Consider the following 18529-nt stretch of genomic DNA (forward strand, 5'->3'; position numbering starts at 1 on the left):
TTTTACCAATTAGACCCGAATCTAGTGGTGCGCTTCGTTACAGCCTCAACATATTTAAATACAGCACCATGAGACTCATTAGCGAAACTGGACTCCCCTTCAATGCTGAGGCACAACGACTCCAACATACTTATAAATCGTTGTGCGAGAGACTCCATAACGACGAGCTACGTCTGCAACACGCATATCAGGATTTCTTAGAAGTTCTTCAATCTCCCGAACTTGCTGATCATCAAGCTTAGGCTTCCGCCCTCCCGCCCGGCCCCTAGCACGTGCTGCAGCAAGACCAGGCTGCGTTTGTTTGCGAATCAAGCTACGTCGAAATTCAGCTAGTGCAGCAAATACATGAATAACTACTTTTCCTGCTGCACCGGTAGTTTCGATCTGCTCGGTAATGCTCTCAAACCCCACCCCTTGCTGCTCTAGACTTTCCACTGTCATTACTAAGTCGGACAAACTTCGCCCTAGATCATCCAACCGCCAAACTACTAGGGAATCCCCCGCACGCAACTCCCTAAGGCACTGTTCAAGCTTTGGGCGCTCTCTACTATTACCGCTGAAAGCTTCTTCATAGATCGCGCGACACCCTGCCTTCTTGAGGGCCTCACGCTGGAGGTCTAGGTGCTGGTTATCCGGCGATACTCGGATGTATCCTATGCGTTGATTCATTGACACAACCAGAACATTGAAAAGTTAACGGAAATATTAACAGCCTTCGCTAGCTCAGGCGAGCGGAAGTTGAGAGCATCGCTGAGTAACCTGCTCCTAATTCATAGGCGCTATGATTGATACATCAAGAGACGGATAGAGGAGCGAAGAATGAGCAAGAAGAGCCCAGAAGAATCAAGTAATTACACCAAGAATTCTTTGCCACTCGAAGCTGACGCCGCCAGCCGGGGCGTTCAGAGACTGACAGACCAGGAGAAATTGGAACTTCGGCGGGATATGATGGAGTCTTCAGCTTGGGCAAAGGAAGAGCTGGCCCGCCGACGTAAAAACAAGGGGAGCGATCATAGCCTTGTCATGGCTCAGACCTCGGCATAACAATCTTGGTCATGACCTTACCCATTTCCTCCTGCGTCACCTCGATCTTACTGAGAACAGCAAGGACTGTTGACTGGCCGAACTGGGCAGTTCGCACGTCATCGGTCAGCCATAGCTTCAATAGGCCACCCAAACGGCCAAGGTCGCCGTTGATTCGAGCCAACTCCCGAACCTGCTCACAATCGACCACACCCTTGATCTTGTAGCCCTGGCCAACCTCACGCAGATAACGCGCAGCGCTCATGCCTGCTCGCTTTGCTTGCACCTCGATATGTTCCTTTTCCTCGGGTAAGCAGTACACCTTGATAGGTGTACTGCTCTTCCTCGTTATTCGTTTTGCCTTATCGTTCATCATCTTTTGCCTTGGTTCCTTGTCACTTGGCGGATAGTGCCCAACGCCTGCTCGAAGTCATCCGGCGTCGCTCGACCAGTTTCAGCCTGGTAGTAAAGGATCGTGAACATATTGGCGACCGCCTCCGCGACGGGAGAAATCTGCTGGGCGGTTTCCTGGTCGATGAACTCCAGGGCGGCCAGCTTGGCCGCTGCCTGATGAATTGCTTGCTGAACTTCGATATTATGTGTGGCTGTCATGTGTCACCTCTCTGACAGGTGGTATGTGGAAATGCGGCCGGTGCTCCATCACCGGCCCGCATGCTTTCTATAGGCCGGTATTGGAAAACCCAGCCACTTCTGAAAACGGGGTTTTCCCGGTTCCAGCCCCTGCGTCATTGCTGATGCGTGTACTGCTCGATGCCTCCACCCGGCCAGTAGGGTCCGGGCGATTCACAAAGGCCGCAATTTCCGCTTCGGTGTCTTTCTCTTCCTCGGTCGATGGTTCGACAACCGGCACAAAATCGGCTCCTGTGCGGGGTTCCTGGTCTTTGTCGAGCATATCCAGGGCAGCCATGAAATTACGCTCTTTCATCGTCTTATCTCCTTACGTATCTTGCCGATCGCGGTTCACAAAGCTGGCAACCTCTTCATTACGTTCCTGCTGTCGTTCCTGGGCATACGAAACGTAGTCCCCGACGTCGAAGGTGTGCTTTTCCGGGTCGCGTGCTTGCCACTCAGCGTGTGATTGGCGGGCCTTGTCCTGGTCCTCGCTAGACAGAGCATCAAAGCCGCCTGTTTGGTTTACCCAGCCGCCACCGTTGCCACCGCTCAAGCTATCGCTGTCGAACGATGCGGTATCACTCACCTGATCAGCGCTACCAGCATCGTTATCTCTCTTTGACTCCATGCTTTCACGAATCGAGGATGCCAGGCGTCCGCCGGCGGTCTGATTCGCTTTGTCCTGAAAACTTCCGGCCATCTTGGACCCAGCCCCTTTAGCCAGCTCACCCGCCGTACCAGCCACCAAGGAAGCAGTCCGGCCAAAGCCACCACCTGAAGAGCCAGAGCCGCCAGACGGTGAAGAACTGGTAAAGCCCGCCGCCTGAGCAAACGGGGTGTCACCTGTGCTCACGTTATCGCTGCCAGTGTCGCTACCACCCCAGCCGCCGCCGGTATCACCGGAGCCACCGCCGCCGAAACTCGGCATGTCTCCCCCGGACATATTGGACTGCGCCTTGGTAAAGGCGGCTTTGATGGCACTCGCCCCACCAACGGTGTTCGCCGCACCTCCCAGCATCGCCGCACCGGCCATTTTGGCCCCGGCCACTCCCATACTGGCCGCTGTCATAGCAGCCCCCATGGCAGCACCGGCACCAAAGGAGCCAACCCCCATAGAGCCGACGCTACCGCCAGTCACTAGGCCGGAAATCATTGAGGGAATCTTGTTCACCAGGAACAGCAAGATCAGGGATATAACGAACATGACGGCCAGCTCCTGGCTTGCCATGTTCTCCGCCCGCATTTGGCTGTGGTAGTCCACGAGAAACTGCCTGCCGATAGCAACGATCAGCACCATTGCCAGCAGTTGTGCCGCCAAACCAAGAATGGCTTTGTAATAGTTGATTGCCATGTCCGAGGTCCAACGCGAGCCACCAAAGCCCAGGAAGAACACCCCGGCATAAAGAAGTATCCAACTGGCCGCCAAAAGCAGCAGCAGGTTAACGGCAATAAGAGCGAGAACCACCAACACGGCTAGAGCCATCAGTTCCATCACTAACGCGGTCGGAAACTGCCGCCAGCTTAGCTCTGAAGTGGCCTCGACAGTCTTATTGTAAAGTTCGAACCCCATATCCAGGATGCTCGATGGTCCAAGAGTGCTACTACCCAGCCCCCCGGCCTCGGCACCAAGTTGCTGCAATGAAGCAATGATGGTTCCGGCGATATTCATGCCATGGGTGGCATTGGAAAGCAGCCACCAGAAAAAGCCGGTGAACATGATGAAGCGGACGAACTCGGCAAAGAATTCGCCAATGTCGGCCTTGCGCAGTGCCATCATGCCGAACGTCCAGACCATCGAAATTACAACCAGCGTCCAGAACAGACGGGTGGCAGCAGCTTCAATGATGGGTCCCCATGTTGATGCAGCGGCGTGGAAGCGGTCTAGCACATCATCCATGATATTGCTGCTGGACAGCTCCTGAGCCATTGCCGTATCGGACAGCATGACGGCGGCCATCACACCCAATCCGCCAAAGACAAATCGTTTCATGATGCCCTCCCTCAATATCTGTCGGGGGAGCTGGGCTTGAACTCCCATTCACCCATCTGCTGAGCTTTGTGGAAAGATTCGCACTCGGCAGCAAACGCCTGGCGTTTCGCTTCACTGCTGATCTCGGAAAGGGCCTGTTCATAGGCATTGCCGGTGCAGGTCGCTTTATTGGGTTCCGGTGGTGTGTCCTCGCACCCGGTCAGCAAAACAGCAGCAACAGCCACAAGTGGGATAATCTTCTTCATTGCGGCTCTCCTTAGTAGCGGTCTGCTGAGCTGGGTTGGTATTCCCAAGTGCGAAGCTGCTTTTCCCGGGCCTCCCCTCTGGCACTGTCATCCAGTTCAGATGCCAGGCGTGTCGCTTCGGCATTCTGCTGGGCAATCAGCAAGCTACGGATTTGCAGGAGCTGGTTGGCCTGGTTGCTGGCGAGCTGGTTGGCGTAACCAATGGCGGCCAGTTGTCCGTCTGCACCCTGGGCGGCAGATTGCAGGCGGGTGAGCTGACGGGCATCAGCTTCCAAGTTGTCTTGCTGCTGTTCCAAACCCTTAAACAGTGCATCGTTGGCCTTCTTCTGCGATTCAGACGCCAGGCGGCGGTTCTCGGCCATCGCGGCCCGTTCGGCATCGCTGCACCCCGCCGACGAGAAGCAAGGCGAGCTGCGGTAATAGGCCACGTCCTGGAACTTGCCCAAGTAGGCATCGAGGCTGCCAAGCTGATTTTGGTAATAGGCGAGTGTGTTGGTCGCCTGGTTCAGATCGTTGATGGTGCGCTGTGCCTGGTCCCAAATATGGGCAGCCGGGGCCATCGTGTTTTGCAGTTGGTTTTCGTACTGCTGGAGTTGAGTTTGGTATTCCTGAATCTGCTTTAGCGTCTGCGCAACGGCTTCCATCGCGGACATGATGTTCTGCGATAGGTTGGTGCCATCAACTACTGGAATACCGGCGTAGACGGGCTGCAAAGTGCAGGTCGTCATAGCGACGGCCAGAGCAATTTTAGCGGCTAAATTTTTTCTTCTAACTTTTTGCATACGTTGATCTCCATTACCAATGAATGCTTTATCGTGCCTTTCAATGCATAACGTATAAGCTCAATAATTGGACATAAAAGTTGACATGGAGATATTTAAGTCAATAACTACTACGGCGGCAGCCGGTAGCCTCGCAGAACAAGATTCCCGTTAAGCACCTCCGGTGCGAATAAGGGGGAGTGAAATAGGAACCGCCGACTTGTCGGTGGGCCTACTTCACCTATCTTGCCCGCACCACAGCGTTGATTCTTGCGCGTACGGTATGTGCATTTCTGTGCTGTAACCTGTTTATTCCTGTGCAAACCGTGTTTTTCCGAGTAAACCGACATTTACAGCGGTATGACAGCGCACTTATAGCGATTCAACAGCGCTAAAATAGCGGTCTAGCAGCGTTTTGAGATGGCTACTTTCCTCGCCATTCACTACACACAAAAACACAGCTTTCCTGTGAGTTCCCTCATGTGGCTACCTTGCTTGAAATCCCGCCCCTCAAATGTCAATAAAACACGTGGACACCTGACACATTGCCTTGCTTTACAAAGACTTCCCTAACACTCCACCCACTTGGCGGCCATTTCATTGACTGTTTGGGGTCGGTATTAGTTGAGGCATTCTTGTTGCGCCGCGCGCCCACCTTCAGACAGGTTTCGAGCACATGTATATGCGAATAGGAAATGTAGCGTTGTAGTATGTTGTATGGTGCTACTACATACTACAAACTGCACACATTTACAGACTGCTACCGGCTTAAGTGGCCACTCATCTTGGCTCATGGGATACGGCTTCCTGAGCGCCCCAGAGAGGCGCTTCAGGCACTACCCTCCTCGATACCATGTCAGTCTCTGATCGACGTTCCTGGGGCTTGTGAGGCGGCTTTGACCGTCCTTCGGACGGATTGAACGCCAAGGAAAGGTGATAGTCCTTGGAGAGTAAGCAGAATCGGCCACCCTCTTGGCGTTAAAACATCGGCCGGAGGCCGATAGATATTCAACCTCCAGCACCCAGCTGGAGGTTGCTGGATATCCTGAGATATCCTGAATATCCTGCCAAAACAGCAAAAAATCGGGCGGGTGTGAGTCACGACCGGGCGGGTGTGAGTCGCCATCGGGCGGGTGTGGGACGCTATCGGGCGGGTGTGAGGCGCTTTATCCTATTCTCAGCATCTATCGTTATTCCAACTTCATGCAATTTTTCCGCATCTTCCCTAAGCCTGGAACGCCCATTTCGCATCTTCTTACTATTGATGTTTTCACCACAGACTGCGCGAATGAGAGTATCAACATGCCACCCTCCGGCTGGGTCATTCTTGTGGGTCAATATGTGTCGAGCGACCGCCTGACTAATCCCGTGCCGCAAGCGAGCAATGGGTGCGGGATCGTAGTACAGGCTAAGGTCATGCTCCAATAGCATGACCAAGGCGATACCAAGCCGAACTCTCCACAGATTTCGCTCTCCTCCCGTCAAGGGATCAGGGCGTGTCATAGGTGAAGGAATAACATGATCGATCAAGCCGCCGATTATCGGAAAATCGAACTGTGGTGTTTCAATGGTTACAGTTGCTGCTCGCAGCTCTGCCAGCAGCTTCTCAAGCTGGGAGGAACTATACCGGCTATCTGACAACGTTTTCCGCACTTTGGCAGGGTCTACCAAAAGCTCTACACCATCATCTGACACATCGCGTCGACGTTCGGCACAGTGCAAAATAGCCTCAACAACATCTGCGTGCCGCTGGCCAAGCCTTCCCTTTATGCGACAGCGGCCAAAGGATGTTTCCATCCAGTTGGCCTCCAGCAGGCTCGGGCGCTGGCTGGCCTGGTAAAGCATCACTCGTGCCTGTGCGCTGGTACTAGTTGGAGTGACCTTGTTACCAGTTGTCATCAGCGCCTTCCATAACAGCTTTCGATTTCTTGAACGGCAATACTCCTTTGGCCTTACGCTGCCTCTCCAGCACGGCAGGTTTCAGCACACCGCCTTCGTGACGTCTGAACCAACGCTCTGCGAAAGGAGAGCCATAATTCGCCTTGCTCACGCCATAGCGGACGAAGTACCCACGCTGACTATCATCAACACCCCATTCCTCAGCCTCGGTTTGCGTCATGCCAGACAGATACGATTGCCAGCGAATGTTATCGACCAGAACAGACGACCCACGGCTGGCCTGTTGCTGGTCACCCGCACCAATCATGGCGGCGCTCTTACTGGCATGGTGCAAAAACACGATAGAGCACCCCGTATCGGCGGCAATGGCCTCCATACGTCCGATCACTTGCGCCATTGGGCCGCTGGCGTTTTCATCTTCAATATGGAAACGGCGTAAGGTGTCCAGGATCATCAGGCGACGGCCTTCAGCCGCTCGCTTAAGGCCATCGAACCAATCGAGACACATGATGTTGGGGCACCTTCCTATCAGCGGCTCAATCAGCAAGCCTTCAGCAACGGCTTGCCGCTGCTCGGCAGTGAGATGTGCCCCAAGCGCATGTAATCGGTGATGGATAGCAGCAGGAGGATCTTCTGCGGGAAGATAGATAACTGGCCCAACAGTAAACTCTCCGACTTCCAGCAAGTCCGGGCCACCAGCGATCTGCATGGCAAGCTGTAAGGCCAGCATGGATTTTCCGGCACCACCTGGTGAAACCAAGGCCCCCACCGTACCGGCAACCATGTTAGGTAAAACATAATCAAGAGGCGGCAGCGTTTCCGAAAAGGCCGCCATAAGATCAAGGGCCATACTGTTAGGCCTCTATGGTGTTGCCAGGTCGAGCAGCCTGGATTCCTGACGACTTACGCTCTTCAATCCATTGCTCTACTTCCGATAAATCCCACGCGACGTTTCTGCTGGTAAGTGCAATTCGACGAGGGAACTCACCTCGCTTCTCCAAGTTGTAAATTGTCCGCGAGGAGAGCGGAATCATCTCCAAGAGCACTTTTCGATTGATCAGCGTCTTGTTTGCCATTGCCTGCATACTTGTGCCTCCACTTACTTATGAAAGCTCTATGGTGCCCAGCAATGCCACTTGATTAAGCCTATAAATTGGCTAAAATGGTTGACATGAAAAATGAGTCGAACATCGTCATCTGGGAAGGCTGTGCCCAAATCGTCACAGAAGCTATCCAGCGGTTTGAAGAACGCTGGCATCCTTACTCTGTGTCCTCAAGACGCTACCCGATAGTGCGCTTGATAGAGGAAGTCATCGATCCTGCCCTGGCAACGTACATGGATACCCTTCCAGGAAGCTACACTGGCCATGTTCCTGGAGCCGGAGCTGGAATAGGATTCAGCGCTATCATTCGAATGGTAGGACTTGAGGCCATGGTGCGAATGCAACGGCAGTTACTACGTCAATTCATTAAGACAGTAGAACAGAAGAGTCCGGCGGACGAGCGCTTCATAGCGACTCTCGAATCCTTGACCGGACTAGTTTGGGATTGTGCATGCAAGCGTCCCAAAAGGTCATCCTCCACAAAGGGAGTCAACCTAAACGCGCAACGTAAACACGATTTTTGCGAACTATGCGGAAACCAGACGGAGTTCGCAGCATTTATGACGACAGTGTCAGGTCAGCGTATCAATGACGTTGAATTAGAGGATCGTAAAAAACTCGAGCTAAGCCACCAGTACTGCGAAGAGCATAGACCCAAGCTGGCAAATGGTGACTGGAACCCTACTTATAGACAGGCAAAACGATCTCTAACGCAATTTAATATCGAACTCACACGACTGACCCATCAGTGTGCGAATCGGTCCAAGCCTCACGCCATGTCAGGCGATGACTTGATTGACAGCTACTTCTTCCAATTAATGCTACGTCTAACTTTTCAGTCAGCAGACAAAGCAGAATTACGTAACCTTGCTCGCAGGATGGTGGACTCTAAGCTATCGGATACCAAGAAAAAAATGCTGGTACTCAAGCAGTCTGTATTCAATCAAACCGAGATTGGGCGACGAATACGGAATGCCAAACAACAGCCAATGACCCGTCAAGCCGTATCTAAAGCGTTGGCTACAATACGTAAAGAATTCCTGTTGGGAGGCTAGAGGGATACCAACAGGAATTTTAGCCGCTAAAAAATCTGGACTCCTGAGCTGATTCTAGTCAGCCGTGAAAGCACATTTTACCGACCATGACACCTCTTGTATTTCATGCCACTGCCGCATGGACAAGGGACATTACGTCCAATTTTTTTGCTCTTGCGACTAGGGGAGAGTTGTTTTTCCCGGTTGAGATTGACTGTACGTGCAGGGTTAGACATTCTCGCCGCGTCTTCGTAAATGTGGGCGTTTTCTTCCGTACGTTCTGTCGGTATGTAGACTTCGAAAGACTGCGCCTGGAGATACGCGCCTTCAGCACTAACTTCAGCCACGACGCCAATGACGTTAGTAGCCTTGACACTCAACGCACCTGCGCTGGCCTTATTGTTCACCTTAGTCCAGTCAATTGGGTGGCCATGCCGTTGAAGCCAAACGAAGAGCGGCACACCATCCCCGCCCAGAACAAAGTAACGAGCGGGATGCTGAATCAGTGTTTTTCGAAGGTCGGACAGCATCTTGGCCAGATTATTCCGGCCTTCCTTTCCTAGGTCACGGATATGACTCTCCGCTGAAAGCCAGCCGCTAGCTCGGGTGCTATCGAGTGCTCCAAGCAGCTTCAGCACCTCCTCTGGGAACTCCTGACTTGGGAACGGTTTGCTTTCCCACTCTTCACCCTCGAAGCTCCTGTCGACGATGTCACTCATGCCATCCCAGATAAGTATGTTCGCTTTCTCTTCCTTCAGCTGCTCGACAATATCCTGATCGAAACGGTTCTTCTTCAGGTAAGCACCCAAGTGATCGAACTCGTCGAAGAGATGAGCCCCGCGTATCCCGGCCACAGCTTGCCGCACCTCCAAGTAATGGGCGAACTCCCCGGGTGTGGGCAAGAGTCGCTTGAGCACAAACAAATCGTCGATGGACAGTGAAATGAAAGCATGCTTTCCAAGTAAAGGCTCAACCTGCGGTAACTCTTTACAGTACGTGGAAAAGGGCGAGAACGACTCGACCGTCAACCCAATCGGCACCATCACCCGGTAGTCAGAGCGACGCACACGGCTACACTCTTCGTATTTGCCATCCACGAGGTGATAGAGGGACACTTCATCCGCCGAATTCACATAATTGAAGAAGCGCGCACATTGTTTATATGCCTTGAGTACCAAGTCCTGTACTGATTGAGCATGGCGGCCAAAATCAAGCGCTGGCGATGCGATGGTGGCAGCTGCACCAGCCTTGGCCTCAACTAGTAACAGCACATCATCGACCAGGATTAGAGTGTCGTTTTCGGACCACTGCTTGCTGTCAGGGTCCTTGTAGTAAACCTCCTGGAGAACTGTGGCTCCCGGAAGCTGGGCATCTAGAATGTCGGCAAAGGCTGCTTCGCTCATCATTTTCTGCCGATTTTTAAAGGCCTTCTTGTAATCCGGCTTTCGCTGAAGGAGGTTAAAGAGAAGCGCACGATACCCCGCATCGCGAGCAAAGCAGGGGTCGACGGCGTAGTAGTCCGACCCAAGCTGAATTAGAGGTTTCTTACGTGCTGGTAGTGTCCGAAAGGGTGTCCCCTTAAAATCGCCCGCAGCGAAGAACTCAGTATCTTCTCCACGCTGGTATGACAAGTCCGCTAGCAATGTCGGTGGCAACTTCGTGTGACGGCTTACATTGGCAATACCACCGCGAAACATATCCTCCATCGCCCCCCGGGCCGCTTTGGACTGCTCCGCATTTTCTGCAACCCATGCCTCCATGGCGTCTTCCATAGACTTACCTTGCTCTATAGAAAAGGCCTTTGCCGCCTCAAACTGCTTCATCATCTCAATGATTGCGTTGGCGTGCCCGGAACGAGTGGCGTCGGCCATAGCCTGAAAGCCTTCCGCAATATCGGTGGCACCAATGCCGTACACCTCCTCCAGAACATCATTGTGAGGCGCCAGAACGTAGCGATAGAACTCGCCCTCCAAAACTTGATAACGATTCCCGCGTATCATGACCCAAGTGGATTTCGCACGGAATTCAATGTCGGCCGTGTTAGGACCGAAGATGCCATCTTTGGTATCAGCGGAGGTGGCCATAGCAAAGAACATGGCCTGCTCTCTCAGTTTTCGGCCAAGTTCAAACAGCTCAGCGCACAGTGCTTCGTCGAATTCCATATCCGCAGGTGCGGCATCAGATGCCAGAACCGCGTGAACATACTCCAGTAAGAACTGGTTTTCATTAACCACGTCATCTGGGCCATCCTCTTGGCCTTGCTTTTCGCCCCCAATTTGGTTTCCCATTGTTTTCATCATGTGCTGAGCGTAGATGTACCCGAGCAAATCATGCGGAGGCATTTTGACAATCAACTCACGCATTCGGTCAGCAATGGATTCCATATCCTTCAATAAAGAAGCAGCAGCCTTCTTTCGTTCTTCTTCCATATTCATTCTTATCTCCCTCCCGTTTCGACCTACTGACCTTTCGAGCGCTATAATGTCCACTCGTCGATCATATCCGCCCAGTCCTGCAACATGCCTGTACGCTGCTCACGATATTCGGCTTTGTTATAGATTGCCCTTACGCCTTTTTGCTCATGTGCTAGGCATTTCTCTATCCAGTCGGTGTTGTAACCGGCTTCATGGAGCAAGGTACTGGCCGTGCGCCTCAGATCGTGGGGTCCAAACTTGGCAAGAGACTGCCCCTCTTTCTGAGCCAGCTTGTAAGTCATCGTCATCACCCGGTTCAGCGTGGCACTGCTCATGGGGACGTCAGAATCGTAGCGTGACGGCAGAACATACTCCGATCCACCGGAGAACGTCTTCAAAGCGATGAAGATGTCCATGGCCTGCCTGGATAGAAACACCAGGTGAGGGTTTCGCCGTTTCATCCGTTCCTTGGGAATCGTCCAGAGCGCTTCGCTGAAGTTGATCTCACTCCAGGTGGCATTCGTCAGCTCGCTTTTTCGCACCATCGTCAACAACAGCAGCTTGACCGCTGCCCGGATCGATGGCGATGTACCAATACGCCCCATGTACTGGTACATGATCCTGATTTCTTCGGGCGTCAGGGTTCGATCTCTCGGCTCAAATCTGGCAATGCTTGCTGGCCTCACCAGGTCTGCCGGGTTTTCGACCTTCTGACCCCGCTCAGTCGCCCAGCGGTATACCTGGAGTACAATCTCACGCGCATGAACCGCCGTAGCAGGCGCACCGCGCTCTACGATGGCGTCGGTTAGTGCTCGCAAGTCCTCGTGGGTAATTTCGGTCAGCTTCTGATTGCCGAATTTCGTTTCCAGCTCTCTCGTATAAACCGAGCGGCGCATATCACGGGTAGAGTCGGCCATCTGGTAGCCACGTAGCCACTTTTCCGCCCAGGCACCAAAGGTTTCAGCCCCTTTAACACGCGCCTTGTCTCGGGCCTTCTCCTTCGCTGGCGACTTTCCATCGGCGACCATCCGCTTGGCTTCACCAAGTCGCTCACGGGCTTCTGCCAGCGTGATCCCCCCAACGCCATAGCGGCCAAAGGTGATTGTCTCTTGCCTGCCATTGATCGAGTAGTTGTAACGGAATGAGATAGAACCGGCAGGAGTGACAGCCACATAGAGGCCATCCCGGTCATTCACCTTGTAGAGTTTATCCCTCGGCTTGAGGTTGCGCAGCTTGGTATCGGTCAGCAAGAGTCTTATCCTTCTTCGATTCCGATACCATGCTGAAAGACCACCCAAAAATCAGTCAGCAATCTCAATAAAAACAGTCAGTTAAATAATTCCGATACCATGAACACACAGGATCAAGCAGCATGGTATCGGCTATCACTCATGGCATCATGTCTTGATAATACCACCTTGGATACCACGCTCAAGCGGTGCTTCCCGCTGCCATCAGTTGCCAAACACTGCCAGACACAAAAACAAAAAAGCCCATGAAAACATGGGCTTAAGTGTCATTTAATGCCAGTTAGTACCAGCTAATGCCTAACGTGTGATCATTCCCACTCAATCGTAGCCGGCGGCTTGCTGCTGACGTCGTACGTCACGCGGGAGACGCCGCGGATCTCGTTGATGATGCGGTTGGAGACCTTCTCCAGCAGCTCGTACGGCAGGTGGGCCCAGCGGGCAGTCATGAAATCGATGGTCTCGACGGCGCGCAGGGCGATGACCCATTCGTAGCGGCGGCCGTCGCCGACCACGCCGACCGATCTCACCGGCAGAAACACGGCGAAGGCCTGGCTGGTCTTGTGATACCAGTCGGCGTTGTGCAGTTCCTCGATGAAGATGGCGTCGGCCTCGCGCAGGATGTCGGCGTACTCTTTCTTCACTTCGCCGAGGATACGCACGCCCAGGCCCGGCCCCGGGAAGGGGTGGCGGTAGACCATGTCGTAGGGCAGGCCGAGTTCCAGGCCGAGCTTGCGCACTTCATCTTTGAACAGCTCGCGCAGCGGTTCGACCAGCTTGAGCTTCATGGTCTCGGGCAGGCCGCCAACGTTGTGGTGCGACTTGATGACGTGGGCCTTGCCGGTCTTGCTGGCGGCGGATTCGATCACGTCGGGGTAGATGGTGCCCTGGGCGAGGAAGTCCACCCCTTCGATCTTGGCGGCCTCGCGGTCGAACACGTCGATGAAAGTGTTGCCGATCGCCTTGCGCTTGGCCTCGGGGTCGTCGACGCCCTTCAGCTTGTTGAGGAACTCGTCCTCGGCATCCACGCGGATGACCTTCACGCCCATGTGGTGGCCGAAGGTTTCCATCACTTGGTCGCCTTCGTTCTTGCGCAGCAGGCCGTTGTCGACGAATACGCAGGTGAGCTGGTCGCCGATGGCCTTGTGCAGCAGCGCCGCGACCACCGAGGAGTCCACCCCGCCGGAGAGGCCGAGCAGCACGTGGCGATCACCAACCTGGTCGCGCACGCGGACGGCGAGGTCTTCGATGATCCGCGCCGGGGTCCACAGCTGTTCGGCGCCACAGATACCCAGCACGAAACGCTCGAGCAGGCGCTGGCCCTGCAGGGTGTGGGTGACTTCGGGATGGAACTGGACGCCGTAGAAGCGCTTCTCGGCCCAGGTCATGGCGGCGATCGGGCAGCTCGGCGTGGAGGCGGTGACGGTGAAGGTGTCCGGCACCACCGCGACCTTGTCGCCGTGGCTCATCCACACGTCGAGCAGCGCACTGCCGTCGTGATCGACGTGATCCTTGATGCCGCCGAGCAGATCGTCGTCGCCATCGACCTTGACCTGCGCGTAGCCGAACTCGTGCTTGTTGGAGCCCTCGACCTTGCCGCCGAGCTGTTCGGCCATGGTCTGCATGCCGTAGCAGATGCCCAGTACCGGCAGGCCCAGTTCGAACACGCACGCCGGCGCACGCGGCGAGCCTTCGGCGACGGTGGATTCCGGGCCGCCGGAGAGGATGATGCCGTTGGGGTTGAACTCGCGGATCTCGTCTTCGGTGATATCGAAGGCGCGCACTTCGGAGTAGACGCCGATCTCACGCACGCGGCGGGCGATGAGCTGGGTGTACTGGGAACCGAAGTCGAGGATCAGGATCTTGTGGGCGTGAATGTCGGTCATCGGATGCTCTCTAAATAAGCAGCGGCGCTACTTGGCGCCGCTGACGAACTGGTTCCTTCGGGCGGTGCGATTCCGCCGGAGAATCTTTCGAGCGACGCTCAGGCAAGGCGAACCGCGGCGAGACAGCGGAGTTTACATGCCGGTAAATGAGCATGTTGAGCCGCGGTTCAACACAGCCTGAGCGAGCGCAGATGATTCTTAGCCCACCCGGTAGTTGGGGGCTTCCTTGGTGATCTGCACATCATGAACATGCGACTCGGCGAAGCCCGCGCCGGTGATCTGCACGAACTGCGGCTTGGTGCGCATCTCGTGGATATCGCGGCAGCCGGTGTAGCCCATCGAGGCGCGCAGGCCGCCCATCAGCTGATGGACGATGGCGCTCATCATGCCCTTGTAGGGCACGCGGCCTTCGATGCCTTCCGGCACCAGCTTCTCGACGCCTTCGGACTTGTCCTGGAAGTAGCGATCGGAAGAGCCCTGACTCTGCGACATGGCGCCCATCGAGCCCATGCCACGGTAGGCCTTGTAGGTGCGGCCCTGGTAGAGCTCGACCTCACCCGGCGCTTCCTCGGTACCGGCGAGCAGACCACCGATCATCACCGTGTTGGCGCCGGCGGCGATGGCCTTGGCCAGATCGCCGGAGAAGCGGATGCCACCGTCGGCGATCAGCGGGATGTCATAGGGCTTCAATGCCTCGGCGACGTTGGAGACGGCGGTGATCTGCGGCACGCCGACACCGGCGACGATGCGCGTGGTGCAGATCGAGCCGGGGCCGATGCCCACCTTGACGGCGTCGGCGCCGGCTTCGGCCAGCGCACGGGCGGCTTCGGCGGTGGCGATGTTGCCGCCGATCACCTGCACCTCGGGATAGTGCTCCTTGGCCCAGCGCACGCGGTCGATGACGCCCCTGGAGTGGCCGTGAGCGGTGTCGACGACGATGACGTCGACGCCGGCCTCGACCAGCGCGGCGATGCGATCGGGCGTCTCGGCGCCGGTACCCACCGCGGCACCCACCAGCAGGCGGCCGTCACTGTCCTTGGCGGCGAACGGATAGGTGCGCGCCTTCTCGATGTCGCGCACCGTGACCAGTCCGCGCAGGCGGAAGGCATCGTCGACGATGAGGATCTTCTCGATGCGGTTTTCCTGCAGCTTGGCCTTGATCGCGTCGAGCTTGGTGCCTTCCGGCACGGTGACCAGCTTCTCGCGGGGCGTCATGATCGCCTCGACGCTATCGCCGATATCCGGCTGGAAGCGCATGTCGCGGCCGGTGACGATGCCTACCAGGGTCTCGCCCTCGACGACCGGAAAGCCGGAATAGCCGTACTCGTCGGCCATCGCCAGCAGGTCCTTGAGCTTGGCCTTGGGGCTCACCGTCACCGGGTCCTTGACGATCACGCTCTCGTGCTTCTTGACCTTGCGCACTTCCGCGGCCTGGCCGGCGACGGTCATGTTCTTGTGGATGATGCCGATGCCGCCTTCCTGCGCCATGGCGATCGCCAGGCGGGCTTCGGTCACCGTATCCATGGCAGAGGACAACAGCGGGATGTTGAGGTCGATATTGCGGGTCAGGCGGGACTTGAGGCTGACATCCTTGGGCAGGACGTCGGAGTAACCGGGAACGAGTAATACGTCGTCGAACGTAAGAGCTTCTTGCGCCATACGTAGCATAACGGAAACACCCAATGAGCAGATGGTGGGAGACGGGGCGTTGGAGAGTTAATCGACCATTATAAACCTCGGCCGTTTTTCACTCAATGCAACTGTCACGCGACCGGGGCGAGCCGCTTACGGCGGCCAGACCCCGGCCGCGCCCTCAGCCTTGCCGGCTCTGCCCGGGAGCGACGATCAGCCCCTGCTCGCGGGCCATGGCATAGGCCGTCTGAGGACCGGTCCACAGCGATGGCAGCAACACCAGGGACACCGGGATCGCGGTGATCACGATGAACTGCTGCAGGACGCTGATCTGGCCTGCCCCCATGTACAGCAGGATGGCTGCCATCAATGCCATGACGATGCCCCAGAAGGCGCGGATCAGCGGATTGGGATCATCGTGACCGCTGCCGACCACCGCAATGGCATAGCTCATCGAGTCGCCGGTGGTGGCCACGAAGATGGTGGTCAACAGCAGGATCGCCAGCGCCATGAACGTGCCGCCCGGCAGTGCCTGGGCCACGGTCAGCGTGGCAACATCGAACTGGAAATTGTTGAGCGCCTCGGTGAGATCGATCGCCCCGGTCAATTGATAGTAGATGCCCGAGCCGCCCAGCAGGGTGAACCAGACCGTCGTGGCAACGGGAGCCATCACCGCCACGCTGAGGATCATCTGACGAATGGTGCGGCCGCGGGAAATGCGCGCCACGAAGATCGCCATCAACGGGCCATAGCCGATGAACCAGGCGAAGAAGAACACCGTCCACCACTGCATCCACCAGGCGGGAGCGGTCTCGGAAGTCATGGTCGCCATACGGAAGAACGACGACAGATATTCACCGAAGCCCTGGATATAGACATTAGTCAAGAACAGGGTCGGCCCGAAGACGAAGATCAAGGCGGCGATGGCCAGCGCCAGGAATACATTGAAGCGGCTGAGTATCTGGATGCCCCGCTCGATGCCGGTCACCGCCGAGGTCACATAGACGGCGCCCAATGCCGCCAGGATGACCAGTTGCGTGCCGTAGCCTTGCGAGAATCCGAACAGCTCATGCAGGCCGAAGCTGACCTGCGTGGCGAGAAAGCCGATCGGCCCGACGGTGCCAGCGACCACTGCGATCACGCACAGCGCGTCGACGACCCCGCCGAGCCAGCCGTGCATCAGCCGTTCTCCGAACACCGGCACCAGCAACGTACGCGGTCGCAGCGGCTGGCCCTTGTCATAGTGGGCATGCGCCAGCACCACGGCGGTCAACGAACCGAGAATCGCCCAGGCAAGAAAGCCCCAGTGCATGAACGACTGGGCCAGCGCCCCGGGCACGGCCTCGGGCGTGCCGGCTTCGGTGGAGAACGCCGGCGGCGTGACCACGAAGTGATATACCGGCTCGCCGGCGGCGAAGAACACGCCGCCGCCCGCCAGCAGGGTACACATGATGATCGACAACCACTTGAAGGTGCTCATCTCCGGACTATCGAGATTGCCGATCCGGGCATTCGCCGCCGGAGTGACAGCCAGCCCCATGCCGATGAAGAACGTCAGCAGCAACAGGAGCTGGAAATACGCGCCCAGCGTTCGCGCCGTCCAGGCGAAACCGGCGCCGATAGCGTCGGCGACCATGTCGACGTCATACAGCGACAGGGCCACGAACAGCAGGACAAAGCCGATGCTCAGGCCGAGCACGACCGGGTCGCCCAGTCGCGAGGTCGTGGTTCGGGAGGGAGAAGAAGGTGAGGTACTGTCGTCTGTCATGGGAGGGTCCGTGGCGGTTGGCGAGAGGCACGGCACGCATCTGCGCCCGTATTGAGGGCGGCAGATGCTGCCACAAATCAACGCCCGATGGCGACCTTCCACGATTATCGGGCCTATTGATCGTGAACGAGTTCGCTCCCACCGGTTCTTGCCGGTAGCTGGTCTGTGGAGCGGATTCTTGTGGGAGGCGTATTTGGAAAAGGCATTTCCGATGGTCCCGATGGCGGCGGCGCGGCGGTTTGGGCTCCATGATCTGCTTGTCACGCCATAAGTGTACACATACACTACCTATAGATAGTCTTGGTGTGTACTTAATGGATCAGACCACCGCTCGCGCCCGGCTCGACGACTGGGACCGCCAACATCGCTATGTATTTACCCTCTCGGACCTGGCCAAGATCTTTCCCGAAGACAGCCCGAAGACGCTACAGGAAGGGATCAATCGGCTACGTCGACATGGCGTGCTTGAGGCAGCCAGCCGTGGCGTATACGTTTACAAGCTGTCACGGCACCGCGACGCCGACCTACTCGAAAGAATCGCCAAGGCGATGCGCCGCGGCGAGTACAGTTATATCAGCCTCGAATCCGCGCTCTCGGAATATGGTGCGATCTCACAAATCCCTGTCGATCGGCTGACGGTCATGACCACAGGCCGCAAGGGAGAGTACCGAACTCCTTATGGCACCATTGAATTCACCCACACCAAACGGTCCATTCCCCAATTGCTCGACCGGATGCGCGATGTAGGGCGTCCCTTGCGGCTGGCAACACCCCAGGCTGCCTGGGCCGACCTCAAGCGTGTCGGGCGTAACACTCACCTTGACCAAGCGAACCTGCCGAATGAACACTGAACGCGCCGACTTCGACGAGCTGGTCGCCTCGCTCGAAGGCCCT

General features: G+C 56.2%; 18 protein-coding genes. 3 read left to right on the forward strand and 15 right to left on the reverse strand.

Features of this window, described 5'->3' with window-relative positions:
* Positions 1-99: 99 nt before the first annotated feature.
* A complete protein-coding gene (locus ACYQ12_RS15485; protein WP_459873460.1) occupies positions 100-669 on the reverse strand; it encodes a recombinase family protein in 570 nt (189 codons plus the stop codon).
* A 150-nt stretch (positions 670-819) separates the two neighbouring features.
* Here ACYQ12_RS15485 and ACYQ12_RS15490 point away from each other — a divergent pair, with 150 nt between their 5' ends.
* Complete coding sequence (locus ACYQ12_RS15490) at positions 820-1044, forward strand: hypothetical protein (RefSeq protein ID WP_459873462.1); 225 nt, start codon at positions 820-822, stop codon at positions 1042-1044.
* Here the strand turns inward: ACYQ12_RS15490 and traJ are convergent.
* The 9 genes from traJ to ACYQ12_RS15535 all read right to left on the reverse strand — a co-directional run bounded on the left by traJ (position 1022) and on the right by ACYQ12_RS15535 (position 7636).
* Entirely contained in the window at positions 1022-1399 is a 378-nt protein-coding gene (gene traJ, locus ACYQ12_RS15495; protein ID WP_459873464.1) for a conjugal transfer transcriptional regulator TraJ, read from the reverse strand. The genes ACYQ12_RS15490 and traJ overlap by 23 nt on opposite strands.
* The gene (locus ACYQ12_RS15500) at positions 1396-1635 is read right to left on the reverse strand and encodes a type I toxin-antitoxin system ptaRNA1 family toxin (RefSeq protein ID WP_459873466.1); all 240 of its coding nucleotides are present in this window, start codon (positions 1633-1635) and stop codon (positions 1396-1398) included. Before ACYQ12_RS15500 ends, traJ begins: the two co-directional genes overlap by 4 nt.
* 67 nt (positions 1636-1702) lie before the next feature.
* Positions 1703-1969, reverse strand: coding sequence for a hypothetical protein (locus ACYQ12_RS15505; protein ID WP_459873469.1), 267 nt, complete (start codon positions 1967-1969; stop codon positions 1703-1705).
* Positions 1970-1981: 12 nt separating this feature from the next.
* Positions 1982-3646, reverse strand: coding sequence for a P-type conjugative transfer protein TrbL (trbL, locus tag ACYQ12_RS15510; RefSeq protein ID WP_459873471.1), 1665 nt, complete (start codon positions 3644-3646; stop codon positions 1982-1984).
* Positions 3647-3657: 11 nt separating this feature from the next.
* Entirely contained in the window at positions 3658-3891 is a 234-nt protein-coding gene (trbK, locus tag ACYQ12_RS15515; RefSeq protein ID WP_459873473.1) for an entry exclusion lipoprotein TrbK, read from the reverse strand.
* Positions 3892-3902: 11 nt separating this feature from the next.
* Positions 3903-4673: a P-type conjugative transfer protein TrbJ gene (trbJ, locus tag ACYQ12_RS15520; RefSeq protein WP_459873475.1), complete on the reverse strand. Its 771-nt coding sequence runs from the start codon at positions 4671-4673 to the stop codon at positions 3903-3905.
* A 1122-nt stretch (positions 4674-5795) separates the two neighbouring features.
* Positions 5796-6551 carry an ABC transporter ATPase gene (locus tag ACYQ12_RS15525; RefSeq protein WP_459873477.1) on the reverse strand — a complete coding sequence of 252 codons (756 nt, stop codon included), beginning with the start codon at positions 6549-6551 and terminating at the stop codon, positions 5796-5798.
* Positions 6538-7401, reverse strand: coding sequence for a helicase RepA family protein (locus ACYQ12_RS15530; protein ID WP_459873479.1), 864 nt, complete (start codon positions 7399-7401; stop codon positions 6538-6540). Before ACYQ12_RS15530 ends, ACYQ12_RS15525 begins: the two co-directional genes overlap by 14 nt.
* A gap of 4 nt (positions 7402-7405) precedes the next feature.
* A complete protein-coding gene (locus tag ACYQ12_RS15535) occupies positions 7406-7636 on the reverse strand; it encodes a helix-turn-helix transcriptional regulator (RefSeq protein WP_412917501.1) in 231 nt (76 codons plus the stop codon).
* A gap of 86 nt (positions 7637-7722) precedes the next feature.
* Here ACYQ12_RS15535 and ACYQ12_RS15540 point away from each other — a divergent pair, with 86 nt between their 5' ends.
* The gene (locus tag ACYQ12_RS15540) at positions 7723-8709 is read left to right on the forward strand and encodes a hypothetical protein (RefSeq protein ID WP_459873481.1); all 987 of its coding nucleotides are present in this window, start codon (positions 7723-7725) and stop codon (positions 8707-8709) included.
* A gap of 77 nt (positions 8710-8786) precedes the next feature.
* Here the strand turns inward: ACYQ12_RS15540 and ACYQ12_RS15545 are convergent, their stop codons facing one another.
* The 5 genes from ACYQ12_RS15545 to ACYQ12_RS15565 all read right to left on the reverse strand — a co-directional run bounded on the left by ACYQ12_RS15545 (position 8787) and on the right by ACYQ12_RS15565 (position 17635).
* On the reverse strand, positions 8787-11123 hold the full coding sequence (locus tag ACYQ12_RS15545) for a YecA family protein (protein ID WP_459873484.1): 2337 nt from the start codon (positions 11121-11123) through the stop codon (positions 8787-8789).
* 41 nt (positions 11124-11164) lie between these two features.
* Complete coding sequence (locus tag ACYQ12_RS15550; RefSeq protein ID WP_459873487.1) at positions 11165-12352, reverse strand: tyrosine-type recombinase/integrase; 1188 nt, start codon at positions 12350-12352, stop codon at positions 11165-11167.
* 308 nt (positions 12353-12660) lie between these two features.
* Complete coding sequence (gene guaA / locus ACYQ12_RS15555; RefSeq protein ID WP_459873490.1) at positions 12661-14235, reverse strand: glutamine-hydrolyzing GMP synthase; 1575 nt, start codon at positions 14233-14235, stop codon at positions 12661-12663.
* Between the two features lie 198 nt (positions 14236-14433).
* Complete coding sequence (gene guaB / locus ACYQ12_RS15560) at positions 14434-15903, reverse strand: IMP dehydrogenase (protein WP_459873492.1); 1470 nt, start codon at positions 15901-15903, stop codon at positions 14434-14436.
* A 145-nt stretch (positions 15904-16048) separates the two neighbouring features.
* A complete protein-coding gene (locus tag ACYQ12_RS15565; RefSeq protein ID WP_459873494.1) occupies positions 16049-17635 on the reverse strand; it encodes a BCCT family transporter in 1587 nt (528 codons plus the stop codon).
* A gap of 314 nt (positions 17636-17949) precedes the next feature.
* Between ACYQ12_RS15565 and abiEi the strand changes: the two genes are divergently transcribed.
* Positions 17950-18486: a type IV toxin-antitoxin system AbiEi family antitoxin gene (gene abiEi / locus ACYQ12_RS15570; protein WP_459873497.1), complete on the forward strand. Its 537-nt coding sequence runs from the start codon at positions 17950-17952 to the stop codon at positions 18484-18486.
* Positions 18487-18529 lie beyond the last annotated feature (43 nt).

The organism is Halomonas shantousis, from assembly GCF_054654615.1.

Coding starts and splice junctions, on each gene's coding strand:
- ACYQ12_RS15530 (WP_459873479.1), bottom strand. CDS start 7,401: ATGGCCCTTGATCTTATGGCGGCCTTTTCGGAAACGCTGCCGCCTCTT.
- ACYQ12_RS15490 (WP_459873462.1), top strand. CDS start 820: ATGAGCAAGAAGAGCCCAGAAGAATCAAGTAATTACACCAAGAATTCT.
- ACYQ12_RS15525 (WP_459873477.1), bottom strand. CDS start 6,551: ATGACAACTGGTAACAAGGTCACTCCAACTAGTACCAGCGCACAGGCA.
- trbJ (WP_459873475.1), bottom strand. CDS start 4,673: ATGCAAAAAGTTAGAAGAAAAAATTTAGCCGCTAAAATTGCTCTGGCC.
- guaB (WP_459873492.1), bottom strand. CDS start 15,903: ATGCTACGTATGGCGCAAGAAGCTCTTACGTTCGACGACGTATTACTC.
- abiEi (WP_459873497.1), top strand. CDS start 17,950: ATGGATCAGACCACCGCTCGCGCCCGGCTCGACGACTGGGACCGCCAA.
- guaA (WP_459873490.1), bottom strand. CDS start 14,235: ATGACCGACATTCACGCCCACAAGATCCTGATCCTCGACTTCGGTTCC.
- ACYQ12_RS15545 (WP_459873484.1), bottom strand. CDS start 11,123: ATGAATATGGAAGAAGAACGAAAGAAGGCTGCTGCTTCTTTATTGAAG.
- ACYQ12_RS15540 (WP_459873481.1), top strand. CDS start 7,723: ATGAAAAATGAGTCGAACATCGTCATCTGGGAAGGCTGTGCCCAAATC.
- trbL (WP_459873471.1), bottom strand. CDS start 3,646: ATGAAACGATTTGTCTTTGGCGGATTGGGTGTGATGGCCGCCGTCATG.
- ACYQ12_RS15505 (WP_459873469.1), bottom strand. CDS start 1,969: ATGAAAGAGCGTAATTTCATGGCTGCCCTGGATATGCTCGACAAAGAC.
- ACYQ12_RS15535 (WP_412917501.1), bottom strand. CDS start 7,636: ATGCAGGCAATGGCAAACAAGACGCTGATCAATCGAAAAGTGCTCTTG.
- ACYQ12_RS15500 (WP_459873466.1), bottom strand. CDS start 1,635: ATGACAGCCACACATAATATCGAAGTTCAGCAAGCAATTCATCAGGCA.
- trbK (WP_459873473.1), bottom strand. CDS start 3,891: ATGAAGAAGATTATCCCACTTGTGGCTGTTGCTGCTGTTTTGCTGACC.
- ACYQ12_RS15565 (WP_459873494.1), bottom strand. CDS start 17,635: ATGACAGACGACAGTACCTCACCTTCTTCTCCCTCCCGAACCACGACC.
- ACYQ12_RS15485 (WP_459873460.1), bottom strand. CDS start 669: ATGAATCAACGCATAGGATACATCCGAGTATCGCCGGATAACCAGCAC.
- traJ (WP_459873464.1), bottom strand. CDS start 1,399: ATGATGAACGATAAGGCAAAACGAATAACGAGGAAGAGCAGTACACCT.